The 14,494-nt window shown below is 39.6% G+C and carries 13 protein-coding genes and 1 other RNA gene; 5 read left to right on the top strand and 9 right to left on the bottom strand.

All coding sequences use genetic code 11. From position 1 onward, the window contains the following. Positions 1-56 precede the first annotated feature (56 nt). Complete coding sequence (locus ATS72_RS00690; RefSeq protein ID WP_008132510.1) at positions 57-935, bottom strand: flagellar protein MotY; 879 nt, start codon at positions 933-935, stop codon at positions 57-59. A gap of 206 nt (positions 936-1,141) precedes the next feature. Here ATS72_RS00690 and rnt point away from each other — a divergent pair, with 206 nt between their 5' ends. Continuing rightward, positions 1,142-1,825 carry a ribonuclease T gene (rnt, locus tag ATS72_RS00695; protein ID WP_008132506.1) on the top strand — a complete coding sequence of 228 codons (684 nt, stop codon included), beginning with the start codon at positions 1,142-1,144 and terminating at the stop codon, positions 1,823-1,825. Here the strand turns inward: rnt and ATS72_RS00700 are convergent. Further along, positions 1,809-3,434, bottom strand: a complete 1,626-nt coding sequence (locus ATS72_RS00700) for a DUF342 domain-containing protein (RefSeq protein WP_058428575.1) — start codon at positions 3,432-3,434, stop codon at positions 1,809-1,811. The two genes, rnt and ATS72_RS00700, sit on opposite strands and share 17 nt — an antisense overlap. Before the next feature lie 267 nt (positions 3,435-3,701). Here ATS72_RS00700 and ssrA point away from each other — a divergent pair. Further along, positions 3,702-4,058, top strand: a transfer-messenger RNA (tmRNA) gene (gene ssrA / locus ATS72_RS00705). 95 nt (positions 4,059-4,153) lie between these two features. Here the strand turns inward: ssrA and ATS72_RS00710 are convergent. The 4 genes from ATS72_RS00710 to mnmC all read right to left on the bottom strand — a co-directional run bounded on the left by ATS72_RS00710 (position 4,154) and on the right by mnmC (position 8,888). Continuing rightward, on the bottom strand, positions 4,154-5,212 hold the full coding sequence (locus tag ATS72_RS00710; RefSeq protein ID WP_058428576.1) for a hypothetical protein: 1,059 nt from the start codon (positions 5,210-5,212) through the stop codon (positions 4,154-4,156). 470 nt (positions 5,213-5,682) lie between these two features. Beyond that, positions 5,683-6,318: an SDR family oxidoreductase gene (locus ATS72_RS00715; protein ID WP_058428577.1), complete on the bottom strand. Its 636-nt coding sequence runs from the start codon at positions 6,316-6,318 to the stop codon at positions 5,683-5,685. Between the two features lie 171 nt (positions 6,319-6,489). Next, positions 6,490-6,819 carry a hypothetical protein gene (locus tag ATS72_RS00720; protein ID WP_058428578.1) on the bottom strand — a complete coding sequence of 110 codons (330 nt, stop codon included), beginning with the start codon at positions 6,817-6,819 and terminating at the stop codon, positions 6,490-6,492. 59 nt (positions 6,820-6,878) lie between these two features. Continuing rightward, positions 6,879-8,888, bottom strand: coding sequence for a bifunctional tRNA (5-methylaminomethyl-2-thiouridine)(34)-methyltransferase MnmD/FAD-dependent 5-carboxymethylaminomethyl-2-thiouridine(34) oxidoreductase MnmC (mnmC, locus tag ATS72_RS00725; RefSeq protein WP_058428579.1), 2,010 nt, complete (start codon positions 8,886-8,888; stop codon positions 6,879-6,881). 178 nt (positions 8,889-9,066) lie between these two features. On the opposite strand from mnmC, the gene fabB reads away from it, so the two are divergent. Further along, complete coding sequence (gene fabB / locus ATS72_RS00730; protein WP_008126923.1) at positions 9,067-10,278, top strand: beta-ketoacyl-ACP synthase I; 1,212 nt, start codon at positions 9,067-9,069, stop codon at positions 10,276-10,278. 69 nt (positions 10,279-10,347) lie between these two features. Here fabB and ATS72_RS00735 read toward each other — a convergent pair whose 3' ends face one another. Beyond that, positions 10,348-10,716 (bottom strand): hypothetical protein, encoded by a 369-nt coding sequence (locus ATS72_RS00735; protein WP_006793331.1) that lies wholly within the window; start codon positions 10,714-10,716, stop codon positions 10,348-10,350. Between the two features lie 50 nt (positions 10,717-10,766). Here ATS72_RS00735 and ATS72_RS00740 point away from each other — a divergent pair, with 50 nt between their 5' ends. Then, positions 10,767-11,312, top strand: coding sequence for a GNAT family N-acetyltransferase (locus ATS72_RS00740; RefSeq protein WP_058428580.1), 546 nt, complete (start codon positions 10,767-10,769; stop codon positions 11,310-11,312). A 139-nt stretch (positions 11,313-11,451) separates the two neighbouring features. Next, entirely contained in the window at positions 11,452-13,125 is a 1,674-nt protein-coding gene (gene ggt / locus ATS72_RS00745) for a gamma-glutamyltransferase (protein ID WP_058428581.1), read from the top strand. A gap of 64 nt (positions 13,126-13,189) precedes the next feature. On the opposite strand, the gene ATS72_RS00750 is transcribed toward ggt, so the two are convergent. Both ATS72_RS00750 and ATS72_RS00755 read right to left on the bottom strand, forming a co-directional pair. Next, positions 13,190-13,942 (bottom strand): DUF3379 family protein, encoded by a 753-nt coding sequence (locus tag ATS72_RS00750; RefSeq protein ID WP_058428582.1) that lies wholly within the window; start codon positions 13,940-13,942, stop codon positions 13,190-13,192. Then, positions 13,942-14,457: a sigma-70 family RNA polymerase sigma factor gene (locus tag ATS72_RS00755; protein ID WP_235591616.1), complete on the bottom strand. Its 516-nt coding sequence runs from the start codon at positions 14,455-14,457 to the stop codon at positions 13,942-13,944. Before ATS72_RS00755 ends, ATS72_RS00750 begins: the two co-directional genes overlap by 1 nt. Between the last annotated feature and the right edge of the window lie 37 nt (positions 14,458-14,494).

The raw sequence follows: 14,494 nt of genomic DNA on the forward strand, positions 1-14,494 counted from the left end.
AGCGATTAATTAAATTACGGCGCAAAGTCTGTAACCTCGTCAATTAAGTAACCCCCCTACATTTTAGCTATTTGAATGATTAAACGGCGGTTTTTATCGCGGCCTAAAATATTATCGTTGGTGTCTACAAAACGTTTTTCACCAAACCCCGTTGTTTTTACTTTATTTTCATCCACACCTAAGCTCACCATATAATCTTTTATCGCTTTTGCACGCTTACGAGATAGGTCTAAGTTGTTCCAACGACCGCCATAACTGTCGGTATAAGAATCAATACTAATGGACTCAATGGTTGAATCGTTTTTTAGATATTCAGCAATTTTATCAAGGCGTTGCTGGGATGACTTAGTTAACTTACTGCTATTAGATTGATAGTTCATCACTGTAAACGAAATATCCTCAAAGCTGTAAGGTAATAGTTCGTCACGGCATTGCAAAAAGGCCCAATAGGCTTGCTTAAAGTTTACACTTGAAATACCAACGGCAATTTTATCGGCACTATTTTGCCAGTCTTGGTAATAAAAAGTGGGGTAAAACCCTTTTTCAAGTTCTGTAAGCATTTCCCAAGCAGTTTGATTACCGAGTTCACCATCAAACTTTTTAAGTAGCTTCATATTTGCTATGTCGCGTGCTGGCAGCCCAGAGCGCCAAGAAGGAGGAACTGCTTTAAGCCCTGCAATGGCGTAATTTTCAGGGCGAACAACCATATCTAAATTGAAAGTTAGGTTTTTATTTTTACTCGCCGATGCTTTAAAAATAGCCTCGCCATAGTAAGGTACCTCATGGTTCAACTGGCATTGCAAACGTGTTGTTTTAACCACTTCCCAATTTGAACTGTCTTGATTTGCAGAGTAATTACGCATGGCCGCATGTGCACTGACGCTCAATAGCGCAGAGCTAATACTAACGCTCATTAATAATAACTTTAATTTCATCAAAGACTCCCCCGTAAACCCGACACGCCAAAAATTTGGCTTTGTTCAGTACTGCCATATTATATAGCAGTTAACACTTAGCTAGTATCACTTAAAGCAAATTGTATGCCTATAATCATAGGCATAAATAATAGGTAAAAGTCCCTAGCCGAACGGCACCTACTTTTGACATAATAGAAGGCTTATACCTACAAACCAAGAATACTATGGCAAATACTGAGCAAACCCTTTTCGCAAAACGCTTTCGTGGCTTTTTTCCTGTTGTTATTGATGTTGAAACTGCTGGTTTTAACAAAGAGACAGATGCATTACTTGAAATTGCAGTCTCTGTTTTAAAAATGGATGATGACGGGTTGCTTAGCATAGATCAAACAGTGCATTTTCACGTTGAGCCGTTCGAAGGCGCAAATATTGAGCAAGCAGCAATTGAGTTTAACGGCATTGACCCATTTTCGCCATTACGAGGTGCAGTCGCAGAAGAAGACGCTATCAAAGAGATTTGTAAGGTCGTGCGTAAAGCGCAAAAGGCAGCAGGGTGCCAGCGTTCTGTTATTGTGGCGCATAACGCCGCGTTTGATCATGGCTTTTTAAATGCGGCTATTGAGCGTAATAATATAAAGCGCACACCGTTTCATCCATTTGTCAGCTTTGATACAACAACGCTAGCAGGGCTTGCTTTAGGTCAAACAGTATTAGCTAAGGCTTGTCGTGCGGCTGGAATTGAATTTGATAACAGTCAAGCACACTCGGCACTTTACGACACAGAACGCACTGCTGAATTATATTGTTTAATTGTAAACCGTTGGCAAGAGTTAGGCGGTTGGCCGCTTGCGCCACTCGATGAGAGTGACGATGATGAAGCCGCCAAGGAACCTAAAACGACTGAGTAATTTTACCCTCAGATAATTTCACGAAGTGGGGGGGATAAATACGCGAAAACTGTTTAGTTTCTTTTGCTATTTTAAGCTCCACACCAGGGTGCATTAATTCGTTCACTTTTAAGCGGCTAGAAGCTAATAGCTGGGCTATTTTTCTTTTTACGAGTGCTTTTTGTTGCTTAACATGACGAGAGCGGGCATTCACTTGCTTTTCGTTAGCCGTAATTTTATCAGTAAATTGCTTGCGCTGAGCAGGGTTAGTTATTTTCTCTGCTTTAGTTCGGGCATTTTTTAATTCCAGTAATTTAGTACTTAATACCTTTTCAAAGTCGTTAATTTGGCTTTGCTTATCACGCAGTTCAAACCAATTTTGTGCTAAAAACACACGCGTTTTAGTACCAGCAGGCGCACCTAATTCACCAGTTTCAATCCGCATTGCATCAAATATATTACCACCAATAATTTTGCCACGAGGGTTATCGGCTTTGCCAACACGTATTAAACGTTTAGCTGTTAGGTCACAATGTAATACTTGGCGCTCTATGAATAAACTTTGTTCAGTCTTAATGTCACAATATTGAGCATAGCCTATAGAAATTGTACGCTTGGCTGAAATACGGCAAGTAAATGCTTCTTCGTTTTCACGGTTTCGGCCTATGGCACCTAATACAATAGTTACAGCACTTTCGCTCTGCACAATTCCTGATTCAACAAAGCCTAAAACAGTAATGTCACCTTTCGCTTTTACTCGCATTCCGTCTTTTATATCGCCACTAATAATTACACTGCCGTCAAAATCAATGTGGCCTGTACTTACATCTACATTATCGAAACATAAAACGTCGTCAACGCGCATTCCACGTGGCAGCGCAACAGGAACGCCTTTGCAATCTGCAATCAGTAAATTAGGGTTTGTTGGGTCTATTTTTGTCCCTTCAAAGGGTTGTAGTTCAAGTTCTTTTCCTGGCGAAGCAGGGATAATATCGCCAAACACCGTGTATCCGTCTTCACCCTGGGTGGCGGCTATACGTTGCATAAGAGGTGTGCCCGGTTTAACAGTAATGATAGCCCCAAGATCTTTCATATCAACTTTACCGCCAGCAGTTGCTTGCGGGCTTAAAACGCGATCTTGTGCTGTTGAACAAAGGCGAACAAATTTAGCATCGCTACCTTCTTTTGGATTGCGGCCATGGGCTACAATAGCGCTATATGCCACACCTGAAGCTTTTTCAAACTGTTGGCCTAAAAAACTATCAAGCGCACGCGGACTAATCCCTTTTTTTACACCTGCTTGGCTAAGCGCCTCTTGGGCATCTTCCATTGTTAACAGTGATCCACCTTTAGCTGTAGTAATAGTGGCCTCTGCGACCATATTTTTTTCATCAATATTAATAGCAATAGTGGCATCCACTGCTTTAGCAATCACTAAAGATACTTCTTTGTGGTTTTTAGAAGGCGCAAAAAGTTTCCCGATATTAGCTGTAATAGTTTCATACTCGCCAAATTCAGATTGTTCAAACATTTCAATTAATTGAGTGCTTGTGACCGGAAAACCGCTATCAATAGGATGTTTAATTAAAGAAACACACCCTGTATTTTTATCTAATGAAAAAACCGACATTTTAAATCCCTACTTCTTATGCCTGTTATTATTCTTAACCTTTACAGTTACAACTAAACCTTTAGCACTAGCTGGCTAATCCCTTATTTGAACACAGGTTTACCATATTGTTAAGTAAATGTTTACTGTGGCTAATACATTATTGCTAATTTGGTTGCTAAATATGCAGTTAGCCTGTGTAAATCAAATAAAGCGTTATTAAGCCTTGAGTATCATCACTTTACTCAGTTATACTGCTTGCACGCTCTGAATGAGTTTACTAATTCAGGGGCTGATTAGGATTCGACGGAATTCAAGAAGCCCAAGGTGCATGTCGAGGTGCGGTTTGCCTCGTAAAAAAGCCGCAATCTAAAGTAATCGCAAACGACGATAACTACTCTCTAGCAGCTTAGGCTGGCTAGCGCTCCTTCCATGTATTCTTGTGGACTGGATTCTGGAGTGTCACCCTAACACCTGATCGCGATGGAAACCCTGGCCGGGGTTGAAGCGTTAAAACTAAGCGGCCTCGCCTTTACTTACCGTGTTTGTCCGGGATTTAAAGGTTAATTAAATGACAATACTAAACATGTAGTACCGACGGTCGAGGCTTTTCGGACGGGGGTTCAAATCCCCCCAGCTCCACCAATAACGGTTTTTAAATTCGTTTGTTTAAAAACCCTAAAAAACCCGCAACTTGAGCAATCAAGTTGCGGGTTTTTTTATGTGGTTAATAAAAGCTATTATGTTTCTTTTATTGTGCGTAGCTTCATTTTTATCACAATGATCATTAATATAAGTAGTGATAAAACACTAATTGATAGCGTTAAGTTAATTACGGCGTTGTTTGGCTGATTTACTTTAGGGTGTGCGTTGCCATTTTGCTGTTGCCTAATATAACGCTGGCTTATCCAGTCTACGGCGTTGATCCATTGTACTTTATTTGGATCTGTATTATTGAGTGTAATCATTGTATGTGCGTCATTATTTAAACTTTTTGCTAAATTAATGAGTTGCAACCAAAACGCATTTTTCTCACCTAAGTCGTCTATTTCTTGCAGGCGAAGGTTTAATTTTTCTCCTCCCATTTTTTCAATATTAGGCTGCTTTACACTGTCGGCATAGCTGTTAATTAATAGAGAAAAACGATTGAACTGCTCGCTATCGTGGCTTAGTTGTGCATTATTATTGGCACTCAAATTCGTTTTTTGTTGATTACTAACTACCTTTTGGTCAGTTATGTACTGTTTGTAATCTTGGTAGGTTAAGCCTGTTAACGTGTTACTTTGCGATTCACTCATTGTATTTGAAAGCAAATTATAGCTAATAGTAAGGCCCGTAATTGTCATAACTAACAGAGCTATATAGCAAAGATAGAGTAGGCTTTTTAGTGAAGAGCGCTGCAGCTTTACTTTGTCGTTTTTGTAACGCGTAATTATAGTTTGTATAGAATTAGTTTTTTTCTGCAGTAGTGTACGTTTTGAATTAGACGTTTTATGTTCTTCTGCATCATCATGTTTTGTTAATTTTTTTAACGCTATAGGGTACTGCTTTGCTGTAAGAGCGGTAGATTGATGCAGTTCAACTCGTGTTATTAAGCCCATTTTTTTTAGTGACGACTCTGTTTTAACGGCTTCAATACTCGTTAGATCTTTTTTTAATGCGTAGGATTTACCATCAAACAACTTTATAGCAATAGTGTGGGGAATATTTAAAAATTGGCTAAGTTGTTTTTGTACCAATGAAATATCGGCATGTTGCTGTAGTTGGCCATTAAAAATAATTTTAAATGTAGCGCTCACTTTAATTCCTTTGTTTTCATTTCCCTTAAGGAGCTTTTTTATCTATATACATAACATAAACTTAACAGATTAAGGCCCTGTTTTCTATATTCCTCACTAATGATTTTTTATTAATAATTTAATGTGCTCAAACTTAATACAGTAAAGTGACTTTACGAGAAGAAAATTTGAAATGTGGAGGGATAATAGGTTACGTTTAGGTCACAGAGCGCTGCTCACTTGAGGCTTATCGTGAAGGGATTCTATTGCTAATTTGTTAACTCTTGTAGACAATGCTTTGGTTTGCAGTTGTTGACGTGGTTAGAGGGTAAATTGTTTGGGGTAGCTTTATGGCTGTTGTGGCGTATCTAAATGATTTGTTCTTTTTGAATTAAATATTAGCAGCTTGTTTTGAGTGTTAGCTGTTCAGTTTACTTGCTAATAGTTGAAAGTGTTGCCCCATTAACGCTTTTGTTAATGGAGCACTTTGGCTATTTAACCGCAGATTTAATGGCAGTATCACCGTCAAAAAATTCAAAAATACGGTTCTTTTCAAACGAATTGGTTGCGATATGCAGCAGTGCATTGGCTACATTTTCACGACTAATTTTAGCCTTATCTTGGTCATCAGGGCGCTGTTTTGTCACTTTCATTGATGCGCTTTCATCAGTGAGCGTACCCGGGCGAACAATGGTGTAATTTAAACCACTAGTGGCAAGGTGTTCATCGGCCATGTGCTTAGCAACTAAGTATGGTTTTAAATCACTTTCTATTGCGTCAGGGTTATCTGCACCTATTGAGCTGACCATAATAAAGTGCTTAACGTTATTGTTTTTTGCGTAATTAGCCGCTTTTGCTGCAGCCCATAGATCAATTAATAGTGTTTTGTCGTCGCCGGTGCTTCCACCAGAACCAGCCGCAAAAATTACTTGATCACAACCTTTAATAGCTTCACTAAAATCACCTTCTAAATCTTGCTCTACAATATTTAAAAACGGGCTTTCTAAATCACTTAGCTTAGTTTTATCACGAACAAGGGCGGTAACATTTTGTTCGTTCTTAAGTAATAACTCCGTTGTCATTTTACCAATTTGACCACTAGCGCCAATAATTAAGGTCTTACTCATAATTAACTCCTTTCACTTGTTAGTAAATGTATTTGCTTACAAATAGACCTTGGGCTTAAAAATTGTTTTTAAAGGGTAAAAAGAGAGATTAACGTATTAATTTTAAAAAACATTTAATTTAAAAAGAGTACCTTAACTGAGTATGAAAATGAGTGGTTATATTTGTGTTTTTTATAACGTTTTTTCAATCATTATACTCACTTCGGTCACATAGTTACGGTGGTATAAACTAATACGTACCTTACGATTTTGGTAATTGTAATAAAGGGTGCGGTAGTTTTCACTGCCGGTTATCTTCAATGGGTCACCTAATTGTTGCTGATAAAAGTCTGTAATGGAGGAAATAGACTGCGTTAAATACCCAGTTTTAACAAGTGGGTATTCATCAGTTACTTCCATGGTTGTTACAAACTCATCTGGCACTGCAATATCAACAACATTTATGGCAAGTGTTTTAAACGAGGTAAACAATAACAGCGATAGTATAATTAATTTTTTCATTGTGACTCTTTAAGTTCCTTTTATTGAGAACAGTTTACCCAAATAGTGGGCTTTGTCATTTATATTTTATTACGAATTAAATCTCTTACAATAAAGCGAGCGGGGTGTATAGCTTGGCTTACTCGCTCGCTGAGTGGGCGCGGCTCGTTTGCTAAGCAGCTAATAAAATGTTCAGCACACAGTGGTGCGCTGCACAAGGCACGAGCTCCAAAGCCCGTAAAAATATGTAGCCCTTGTTGAGGGTGATTGAGAGGCAAATATTGATAACGCTTACCCAACCTCAGGTTTGCAAATGCATTTGTATAATCGCTTTGTTCACACCATTGCCCAGCCATTGGCAAGTGGTCGATGAATGTGCATCTTACTGCTGCTTTTGCAGAGCTTACTTTTCCTAACGTTGTAGCAAAGTCGCTATGATCGTAAAAGTTTATGAGTTGAGCACGGTTAGTGTGGTTATCCTCATCTGAAACATGGCGGCTTTTACTGTTTTTATCAAATGTAGCGCCCATGCAATGATGGTCTAAATAAGCTGGTGTAAAGTAGCCTTTATGGCAAAGTACCGTTTTAAGCTTTCGAGATTCAGGACTTGCTTGAACATGCGATACTTGACCGCGCACGCCTACAATAGGAAGTGATTTTGTTTGCTCAAATGTGTCGCTGTGCTCACCAGCGCAAATAATAACATCGCTAAATGGGCCAAACTGTTGATTATTGCTTATTAAAACCCAGCCGTTTGCTGTTTTTTCTATGTTTACTATATTGCAATTAAAGTGGCTGTTGTGGGGTATTAGCTTATTGGCTGCGCCTAGCATTGCATTAACAAGTTGTGGTGGATTAACCCAGCCACCTTGTTCAAAATAAACACCGGGGTACCCAGTTTGAACGCCGGCTATTTCATCGCCTTGCTCTGCGGTTACGTTTTGCATAAGTTGCTTTGGCCAAAGTTGCTTTTGAGCAAGGTTTTTGTGTTTATCAGCAAGGGGCTTTTTTACAGCATGTTGCAAAACACCACACCATTGGTGATCAAAGCTAAATCCATCATTTAACAATTGCTGGTAAACGCGCTTTGCGTATAAAAAACTATGTGCAAAAAGTTCACTATGGGGTGAATCTTTAGCTTGTAAATGAGGGTACACCGCGCCTTGCACATTATGTGACGCGCCCATGGCAGGCTGCGGGTCTTTGCAGAATAATTCAGCGTTTATACCGCGTTTAGCAAGGCTGTATAAAATACAACTACTCGCTATACCGCCGCCAATAATAGCAACATTATTAAGTTTACTATCGTCTTGATTAAAGTAAGGAGGGGCTGATTGAGCCGTGTTTGCATGTGGTATTTGGCCAATTAGCATGTCTCTTTTTTTGCCAAAGCCTTTGGTTTTAGTTGTATTAAACCCGGCTTCTATTAAACCACGGCGAACAAAGCCTGCTGCTGTAAACGTAGCTAGAGTTGCCTTTGCTTTTGAAATGTCAGCCATGCTATTAAATAAGCTTTGCTGCCACATTTCAGGGTTTTTGCTTGGGGCAAACCCATCTAAATACCAGGCATCTACAATCCCTGTTTGTGGGTAGCTCATTGTATTAATAGACGCGAGTGCATCGCCAAAATGTAAGTCGAGGACAACACGTCCGTTGTCAAACTCAAGTCGGTGACACCCTTGTAAATTAATAGGGTAATTGTTGACGAGTTTTTCACTTAATTTTTGTAATGTAGGCCACGCTTGAAGCGCTTTGCTTAAATCGTTAACTTTTAATGGGTATTTTTCAAACGAAATAAAGTGAAGGCGTTTTACACCTTTATCTAATTGATTTTGTGGTTGTTGACGTGCAATATGATCGTTAAAGTGTTGCCATGTATTCAAAAAATTTAACCCAGTACCAAACCCTGTCTCTGCTATTACAAAGTGGGGTTGGTCATGAGTTTGTAATCGAGTTTCTATATTATTTTGCTCATAAAACACATAATGCGATTCGGCAAGACCGTCGTCATTCGAAAAATAAATATCACCAAAGTTATCAGCAAACGGTGTACCTAAATCGTTAAAGTGTATATGTGCGTTTTTAATCATAATTTTTAAATTTACAAAATATATTTTTCATTATTTTACGGGTTTTCTTTGTAATAGTCTGGCGTTATTTATAAGCTAGCAGTTCAGAGTACAAGTGTACGCTAGAAAGCTGACCACTTAAGTGATTAAATTCGCGTAAAATAAAACGCAATTAAGTATTAAGCTAAGGGAATCACCCATGAGAAGAGCCGTAATTACCGGTATCGGTGTTGTATCAAGCATTGGTAACAACAAAGAAGAAGTTTTAGAGTCATTAAAAACAGGTAAAAGTGGTATCGCTTTCAACCAAGAGTTTGCTGACTACAACTTGCGCAGCAACGTATCAGGTAAAATTGATATAAACGTTAAAGACCATGTTGACCGCAAAGCAATGCGCTTTATGGGTGATGCTGCTGCGTACTCTTACATTTCGATGACTCAAGCAATTGAAGACTCAGGGTTATCAGAAGAGCAAGTCTCAAACGAGCGCACGGGTATTATAGTTGGCTCTGGTGGTGGTTCATCTAAATGGCAAGTAGAAGCCGCCGATATTTTACGTGAGAAAGGCGTAAAGCGTGTAGGCCCTTACATGGTGCCTCGCACTATGGCCAGTACAACTTCAGCATGTTTAGCGACTCCTTTTAAAATAAAAGGGGTTAATTATTCAATTAGTTCAGCATGTGCTACGTCGGCGCATTGTATTGGTAATGCGGTTGAACAAATTCAACTTGGCAAGCAAGACGTTGTGTTTGCTGGTGGCGGTGAAGAGCTTCACTGGACGCTTGCTATGGAATTTGACGCAATGGGTGCACTCTCTACTAAATACAACGAAACACCAGAAAAAGCATCGCGTACTTATGATGCTAATCGTGATGGTTTTGTTATTTCTGGCGGTGGTGGCATTGTAGTCGTAGAAGAGCTAGAGCATGCATTAGCACGCGGCGCACATATTTACGCTGAAATAGTCGGGTATGGTGCTACATCTGATGGATACGATATGGTTGCTCCATCGGGCGAGGGTGCTGCACGTTGTATGCGTCAAGCAATGCAAAATGTAGACAGCATTGATTATCTTAACACGCACGGCACATCAACACCTGTGGGTGATGTTAAAGAGCTTGGTGCAATTCAAGACGTATTTGGTGGTAACTCGCCCATGATCAGTGCGACTAAAGCAATGACGGGTCATGCTTTAGGGGCTGCCGGTGTGCATGAAGCCATTTTCTCTTTGTTAATGCTTGAGCATGGTTTTGTAGCACCGTCTATTAATGTTGATGAATTAGACGAGCAAGCTGAAGGTTTAGATATTGTTACTGAACGCAAAGATGTAGAGCTAAATACAGTGATGTCTAACAGCTTTGGCTTTGGTGGTACAAACGCCACTTTGGTAATGAGCAAATACAAAGCTTAATTACCTACATTTGTTTTTTCGGTTAAAAAAGGTAAGCCACAATGGCTTACCTTTTTATTATAAAGGGAGTTATTCCCCCTTACTGTGTTCTTCGCGAGCTTGCTCAATTTCGTCAGCAATTTCTTGGGCTTTTTGCTTGGTTTTTTCTGTTAATTCACCTGCGGCTTCTTTACTTTTTATCCATGCATCGATAGCAATTTCCTTTCCATCGTCGTACATATCTAAGCCCATGGCTTTGCTTTGTTGAAGTAACTCGTTTAACGACTCATCATTTTTAAGATCGTGTGTTGTTTCTTTTACTTCATTCCAGGCATCACCTAGTTTTTCTTGCATTTGAGCGCTTTTTTCTTTTGTTTCTTCTTTTACTTCTTTAGCGTCTTCACAACCGGTTAAAGTAATTAAAGTGCCTAATAATGCTAAACCTGCTAATTTGTTCATATGCTATCTCCTCAAGAGATTAATAGTTAATTCCAGATAATTATAGAGTAATGAAAATGAACGTTCCCGTAACAGAGCGGTTAAAGTTTAAATTAATGAACGAGCATGATTGGCAACAACTATATGAGCTTGATCAAGACCCTGCAGTAATGCAATTTTTAACGCGTGGTGTGCCTACAACTAAAAAACAAATTAGAGAAGAGGGGATACCGCGTATGCTTGCATACCGCAATGCTAAAAAGGGTTGGGGGCTTTGGTCTGTGACAACTAAAGACACCAATACATTTATTGGTTGGGTCCTTTTAAGACCTATGGATTTTTTTAGTGAACAGCCAAACTTTAGTGATATTGAAATTGGTTGGCGCTTTAAACAAATAAGCTGGGGACAAGGGTATGCAACTGAAGCCGCAAGAGCATTATGTGCAGAGCTCACCAAACAGACCGATGTTAATTATATTAGTGCCAGTGCGTTAGCAGATAACATAAGTTCTATAAAAGTAATGAAAAAGCTTGGACTAACGTTTGTCAAATCTTACACGCATACTGATGAGCAGGGTGACTTACCTGCTGTTTTATATTCTAAGCGCCTAAAGTAAGACTAAAATCTGCACCTACAAGGATTGACCTAGCCATAAATGCTATGCATAAATATGGGAAGGTTATACTGCTTATTATTTTTAACTTAACTTTTAAGTGAAACTTCCAACAACTAAAACAATAATTTAAGGACGTTATATGGGCTTATTTTTTTCGCCAACCAAGCTAGTGATAACGAGTGTGCTTGTGTTTCAATTCAGTGCATTTCATGTAGCAGCCAAGCAAGTTGCGCAAAGTGCTGTTGCTATGCCTGACTCGTACAGTGCTGATACGGCTAAAAATATATTAGAGCTGGGCGGAAATGCCGTAGACGCAGCTATAGCAGCACAGTTTGTATTGGCTGTAACCCTGCCTGAAGCGGGTAACATTGGTGGCGGCGGATTTATGCTGATCCAAAAAGATGGAAAAAGTGATTTTATAGATTACCGAGAAACGGCTCCAAGCGATGCACACCGAGACATGTACTTAGACGAACAAGGCAATGTAATACCTAATAGATCTATTTATGGCATACACGCAAGTGGTGTACCTGGCAGTGTTGCGGGTATGTGGTTAGCTCATAAAAAACACGGTACGGTAGAATGGAAAAAATTAGTACAACCTGCCGTTACTTTAGCTGAGCAAGGTTTTATTGTGCCACCAAAGTTGGCGCAAGGGGTTAGTAATTACATAAGCTACTTAAACGAGCAAAAAATAGATGTTAACTTCGAAAAATATTTTGCTGGTTTAAAAGCCAATGAAAAATTTACACAACCTGAGCTGGCAAAAACATTAAAGCGAATTCGCGATGATGGACAAGCTGGGTTTTATGAAGGCGAAACAGCCAATATTATCGAAAAATTTATGCGTAAGCATGGCGGTATTATTACCAAAGCTGATTTAAAAAATTATACGGCCAAGTCTCGCACACCATTAAAAGCAAGTTGGAACGGGTATGAAGTGCTTACTTCGCCGCCACCCAGTTCAGGCGGTATTGCAATTTTACAATGGCTAAAAATGTATGAACTGCAAAAACTACATAACGAAGTGGCTCATAATTCGTCGTCTTACGTGCATTTACTTTCTGAAATAGGAAAACGCGTGTTTGCAGACCGAGCAGAGTACTTAGGTGATCCTGACTTTTTTGATGTGCCAGTAAACGCATTACTCAATGAATTATATTTAAAAAAGCGCATGGCTGATATCTCATTAACCGCGATTTCAACAACCGAAAAAATAAAGCCCGGACTGAAAGAAAGCGAACAAACCACACATTTTTCTATTGTTGATAAAATGGGGAATGCCGTAGCAAATACCACAACTATAAACTTAGGGTTTGGTAGTGGGGTTGTAGTTGAAGGCGCCGGGTTTATTTTAAATGATGAAATGGACGACTTTAGCGCAAAACCGGGTGTTATGAATGCGTTTGGTGCGTTAGGTGGTAAAGCTAATGAAATACAGCCACATAAACGCATGCTGAGCTCCATGACACCGACCATTTTATTAAAGGATAACACGGTAAAAATGGTAACAGGCTCACCGGGTGGTACAACGATTATTAGCTCGGTTTACCAGTCAATTTTAAATGCAATAGAGTTTAATATGAGTGCAGATCAGGTGGTTAACGTGCCTCGCTTTCATCATCAGCTGTGGCCTAAAAACGTTATACGTGTTCACGAAGGGTTAAATGATGCGGTAAAAGTAGAGCTTCAAAAAATGGGTTACACAATTGACGAGCGCCACTTTGGTGACATGCATGTGATTATTAATAAAGATGGGGAATTAGATGCTGCGTCTGAAAATTCAGGAAGAGGTAAATCAATCGTTTTTTAACTAATTAAAATTAGATTTATAAAACCGCTCAGTATGTACTAAGCGGTTTTTTATTTACTATGGCTTAGAGCCAGCGAATTGCGCTGGTTACTCGCTCGTTATAGGTATCTAGTGGTGCACCCACACTGGCAACCAAAATGGTATCAGCCTGCGACCCACGATTGATTTGGCCTTCAAAGCGCTCATCTTGGAAATGATCATTTCCCAAACCAAACGATTTATTTTCTGAAGGTACAATAAATACCGTCATTGGTCCAAAGTCCGATTCAAAAATTAAATGTAAGCCTCTTTCCCCTTTAAAATCACAAAACATAGCGTAAGTTATATCGCCAGGAAGCTCATCTATGTGACCACCAAGTACGGCCAGTTTGTCATTGACACTTTGAAGGCTGATAGGGGATTTTTTATCAAGGGCATTTATTTCGTAGTACACATGCGCAAGTGCATGCTCGCCCGCTTCGTGGCCAATATGCTGTTCTGAGCTGAAAAAGAACGCACTCACTGCGACCATGAATGATGCTGCTAAGGCAAGGTGCACACGGTCAAACTTAAAACGCGATTTAGCGTCAACAACATTGGTGCCAGCAGCTTGCTCTTCTTGTAAGGCTTTTTCTTTTAACGATGTATTTAAAATAATACGATCGGCTAGGTTATCAGGCACAGGTATGTCGAGTGCATCTTGAAGGTGTTTATCAAATTCTTTCATTTCGGTAATAAAACTTTGTCGCTCAGGGTTGCTCTGGGCAAACTCCATAAGTTCCTTATCTATATCGTTTGGTTGCGCAATAGTGCGGCGACGAAACTCAAGTTCATCCATTATTTTGATGCCCCTTTAAGTTGTTCATCATCACGGCTTAAAGCCTCTTTAAGTTGGTTTCTAGCACGGTATAAACGTGTCATCACCGTGTTTTTATTTAAATCGAGTATGTCGGCAATTTCCTCGCCGGTGCACCCCATTACGACCTGTAATAATAGTGGCTCTCTGTATTCGTCAGATAGCAATCCAATTTGTCGTTGAATAACGGTTTGCTCCATTTCATCATCAAGCGAGTGGCTGGTTTCATCAACTAGCGTATCGTTTTCCACATCACTGTAATCAAACTGTTTACGTTCAAATCGTCGTGCGTTTTCTCTGCGTAAAATAGTCAGTAACCACGGCTTTGCTGCTTTTTGATTGAGTAAAGAATCAAGTGAGCGCCAAGCGCGCAAAAATGTCTCTTGTACTAAATCATCAGCTATGTGCGGATCACGGCACAACCAGTATGCAAAGCGGTAAAGCTCTTTATTATAAACGTGAACTAAGGCTTCATAACGTTTTTGTTTCTCTGCCATATCGATTAAGACCTGATTATTAGATTTTTTATTTCCC

The organism is Pseudoalteromonas sp. 13-15 (assembly GCF_001468205.2).
GTDB lineage: Bacteria > Pseudomonadota > Gammaproteobacteria > Enterobacterales > Alteromonadaceae > Pseudoalteromonas > Pseudoalteromonas marina.

What these genes read in the sequence shown, in the direction of transcription:
- ATS72_RS00690 (WP_008132510.1), bottom strand. Translation starts at nt 935, where the DNA reads ATGAAATTAAAGTTATTATTAATGAGCGTTAGTATTAGCTCTGCGCTA.
- rnt (WP_008132506.1), top strand. Translation starts at nt 1,142, where the DNA reads ATGGCAAATACTGAGCAAACCCTTTTCGCAAAACGCTTTCGTGGCTTT.
- ATS72_RS00700 (WP_058428575.1), bottom strand. Translation starts at nt 3,434, where the DNA reads ATGTCGGTTTTTTCATTAGATAAAAATACAGGGTGTGTTTCTTTAATT.
- ATS72_RS00715 (WP_058428577.1), bottom strand. Translation starts at nt 6,318, where the DNA reads ATGAGTAAGACCTTAATTATTGGCGCTAGTGGTCAAATTGGTAAAATG.
- ATS72_RS00720 (WP_058428578.1), bottom strand. Translation starts at nt 6,819, where the DNA reads ATGAAAAAATTAATTATACTATCGCTGTTATTGTTTACCTCGTTTAAA.
- mnmC (WP_058428579.1), bottom strand. Translation starts at nt 8,888, where the DNA reads ATGATTAAAAACGCACATATACACTTTAACGATTTAGGTACACCGTTT.
- fabB (WP_008126923.1), top strand. Translation starts at nt 9,067, where the DNA reads ATGAGAAGAGCCGTAATTACCGGTATCGGTGTTGTATCAAGCATTGGT.
- ATS72_RS00735 (WP_006793331.1), bottom strand. Translation starts at nt 10,716, where the DNA reads ATGAACAAATTAGCAGGTTTAGCATTATTAGGCACTTTAATTACTTTA.
- ATS72_RS00740 (WP_058428580.1), top strand. Translation starts at nt 10,767, where the DNA reads ATGAAAATGAACGTTCCCGTAACAGAGCGGTTAAAGTTTAAATTAATG.
- ggt (WP_058428581.1), top strand. Translation starts at nt 11,452, where the DNA reads ATGGGCTTATTTTTTTCGCCAACCAAGCTAGTGATAACGAGTGTGCTT.
- ATS72_RS00750 (WP_058428582.1), bottom strand. Translation starts at nt 13,942, where the DNA reads ATGGATGAACTTGAGTTTCGTCGCCGCACTATTGCGCAACCAAACGAT.
- ATS72_RS00755 (WP_235591616.1), bottom strand. Translation starts at nt 14,457, where the DNA reads ATGGCAGAGAAACAAAAACGTTATGAAGCCTTAGTTCACGTTTATAAT.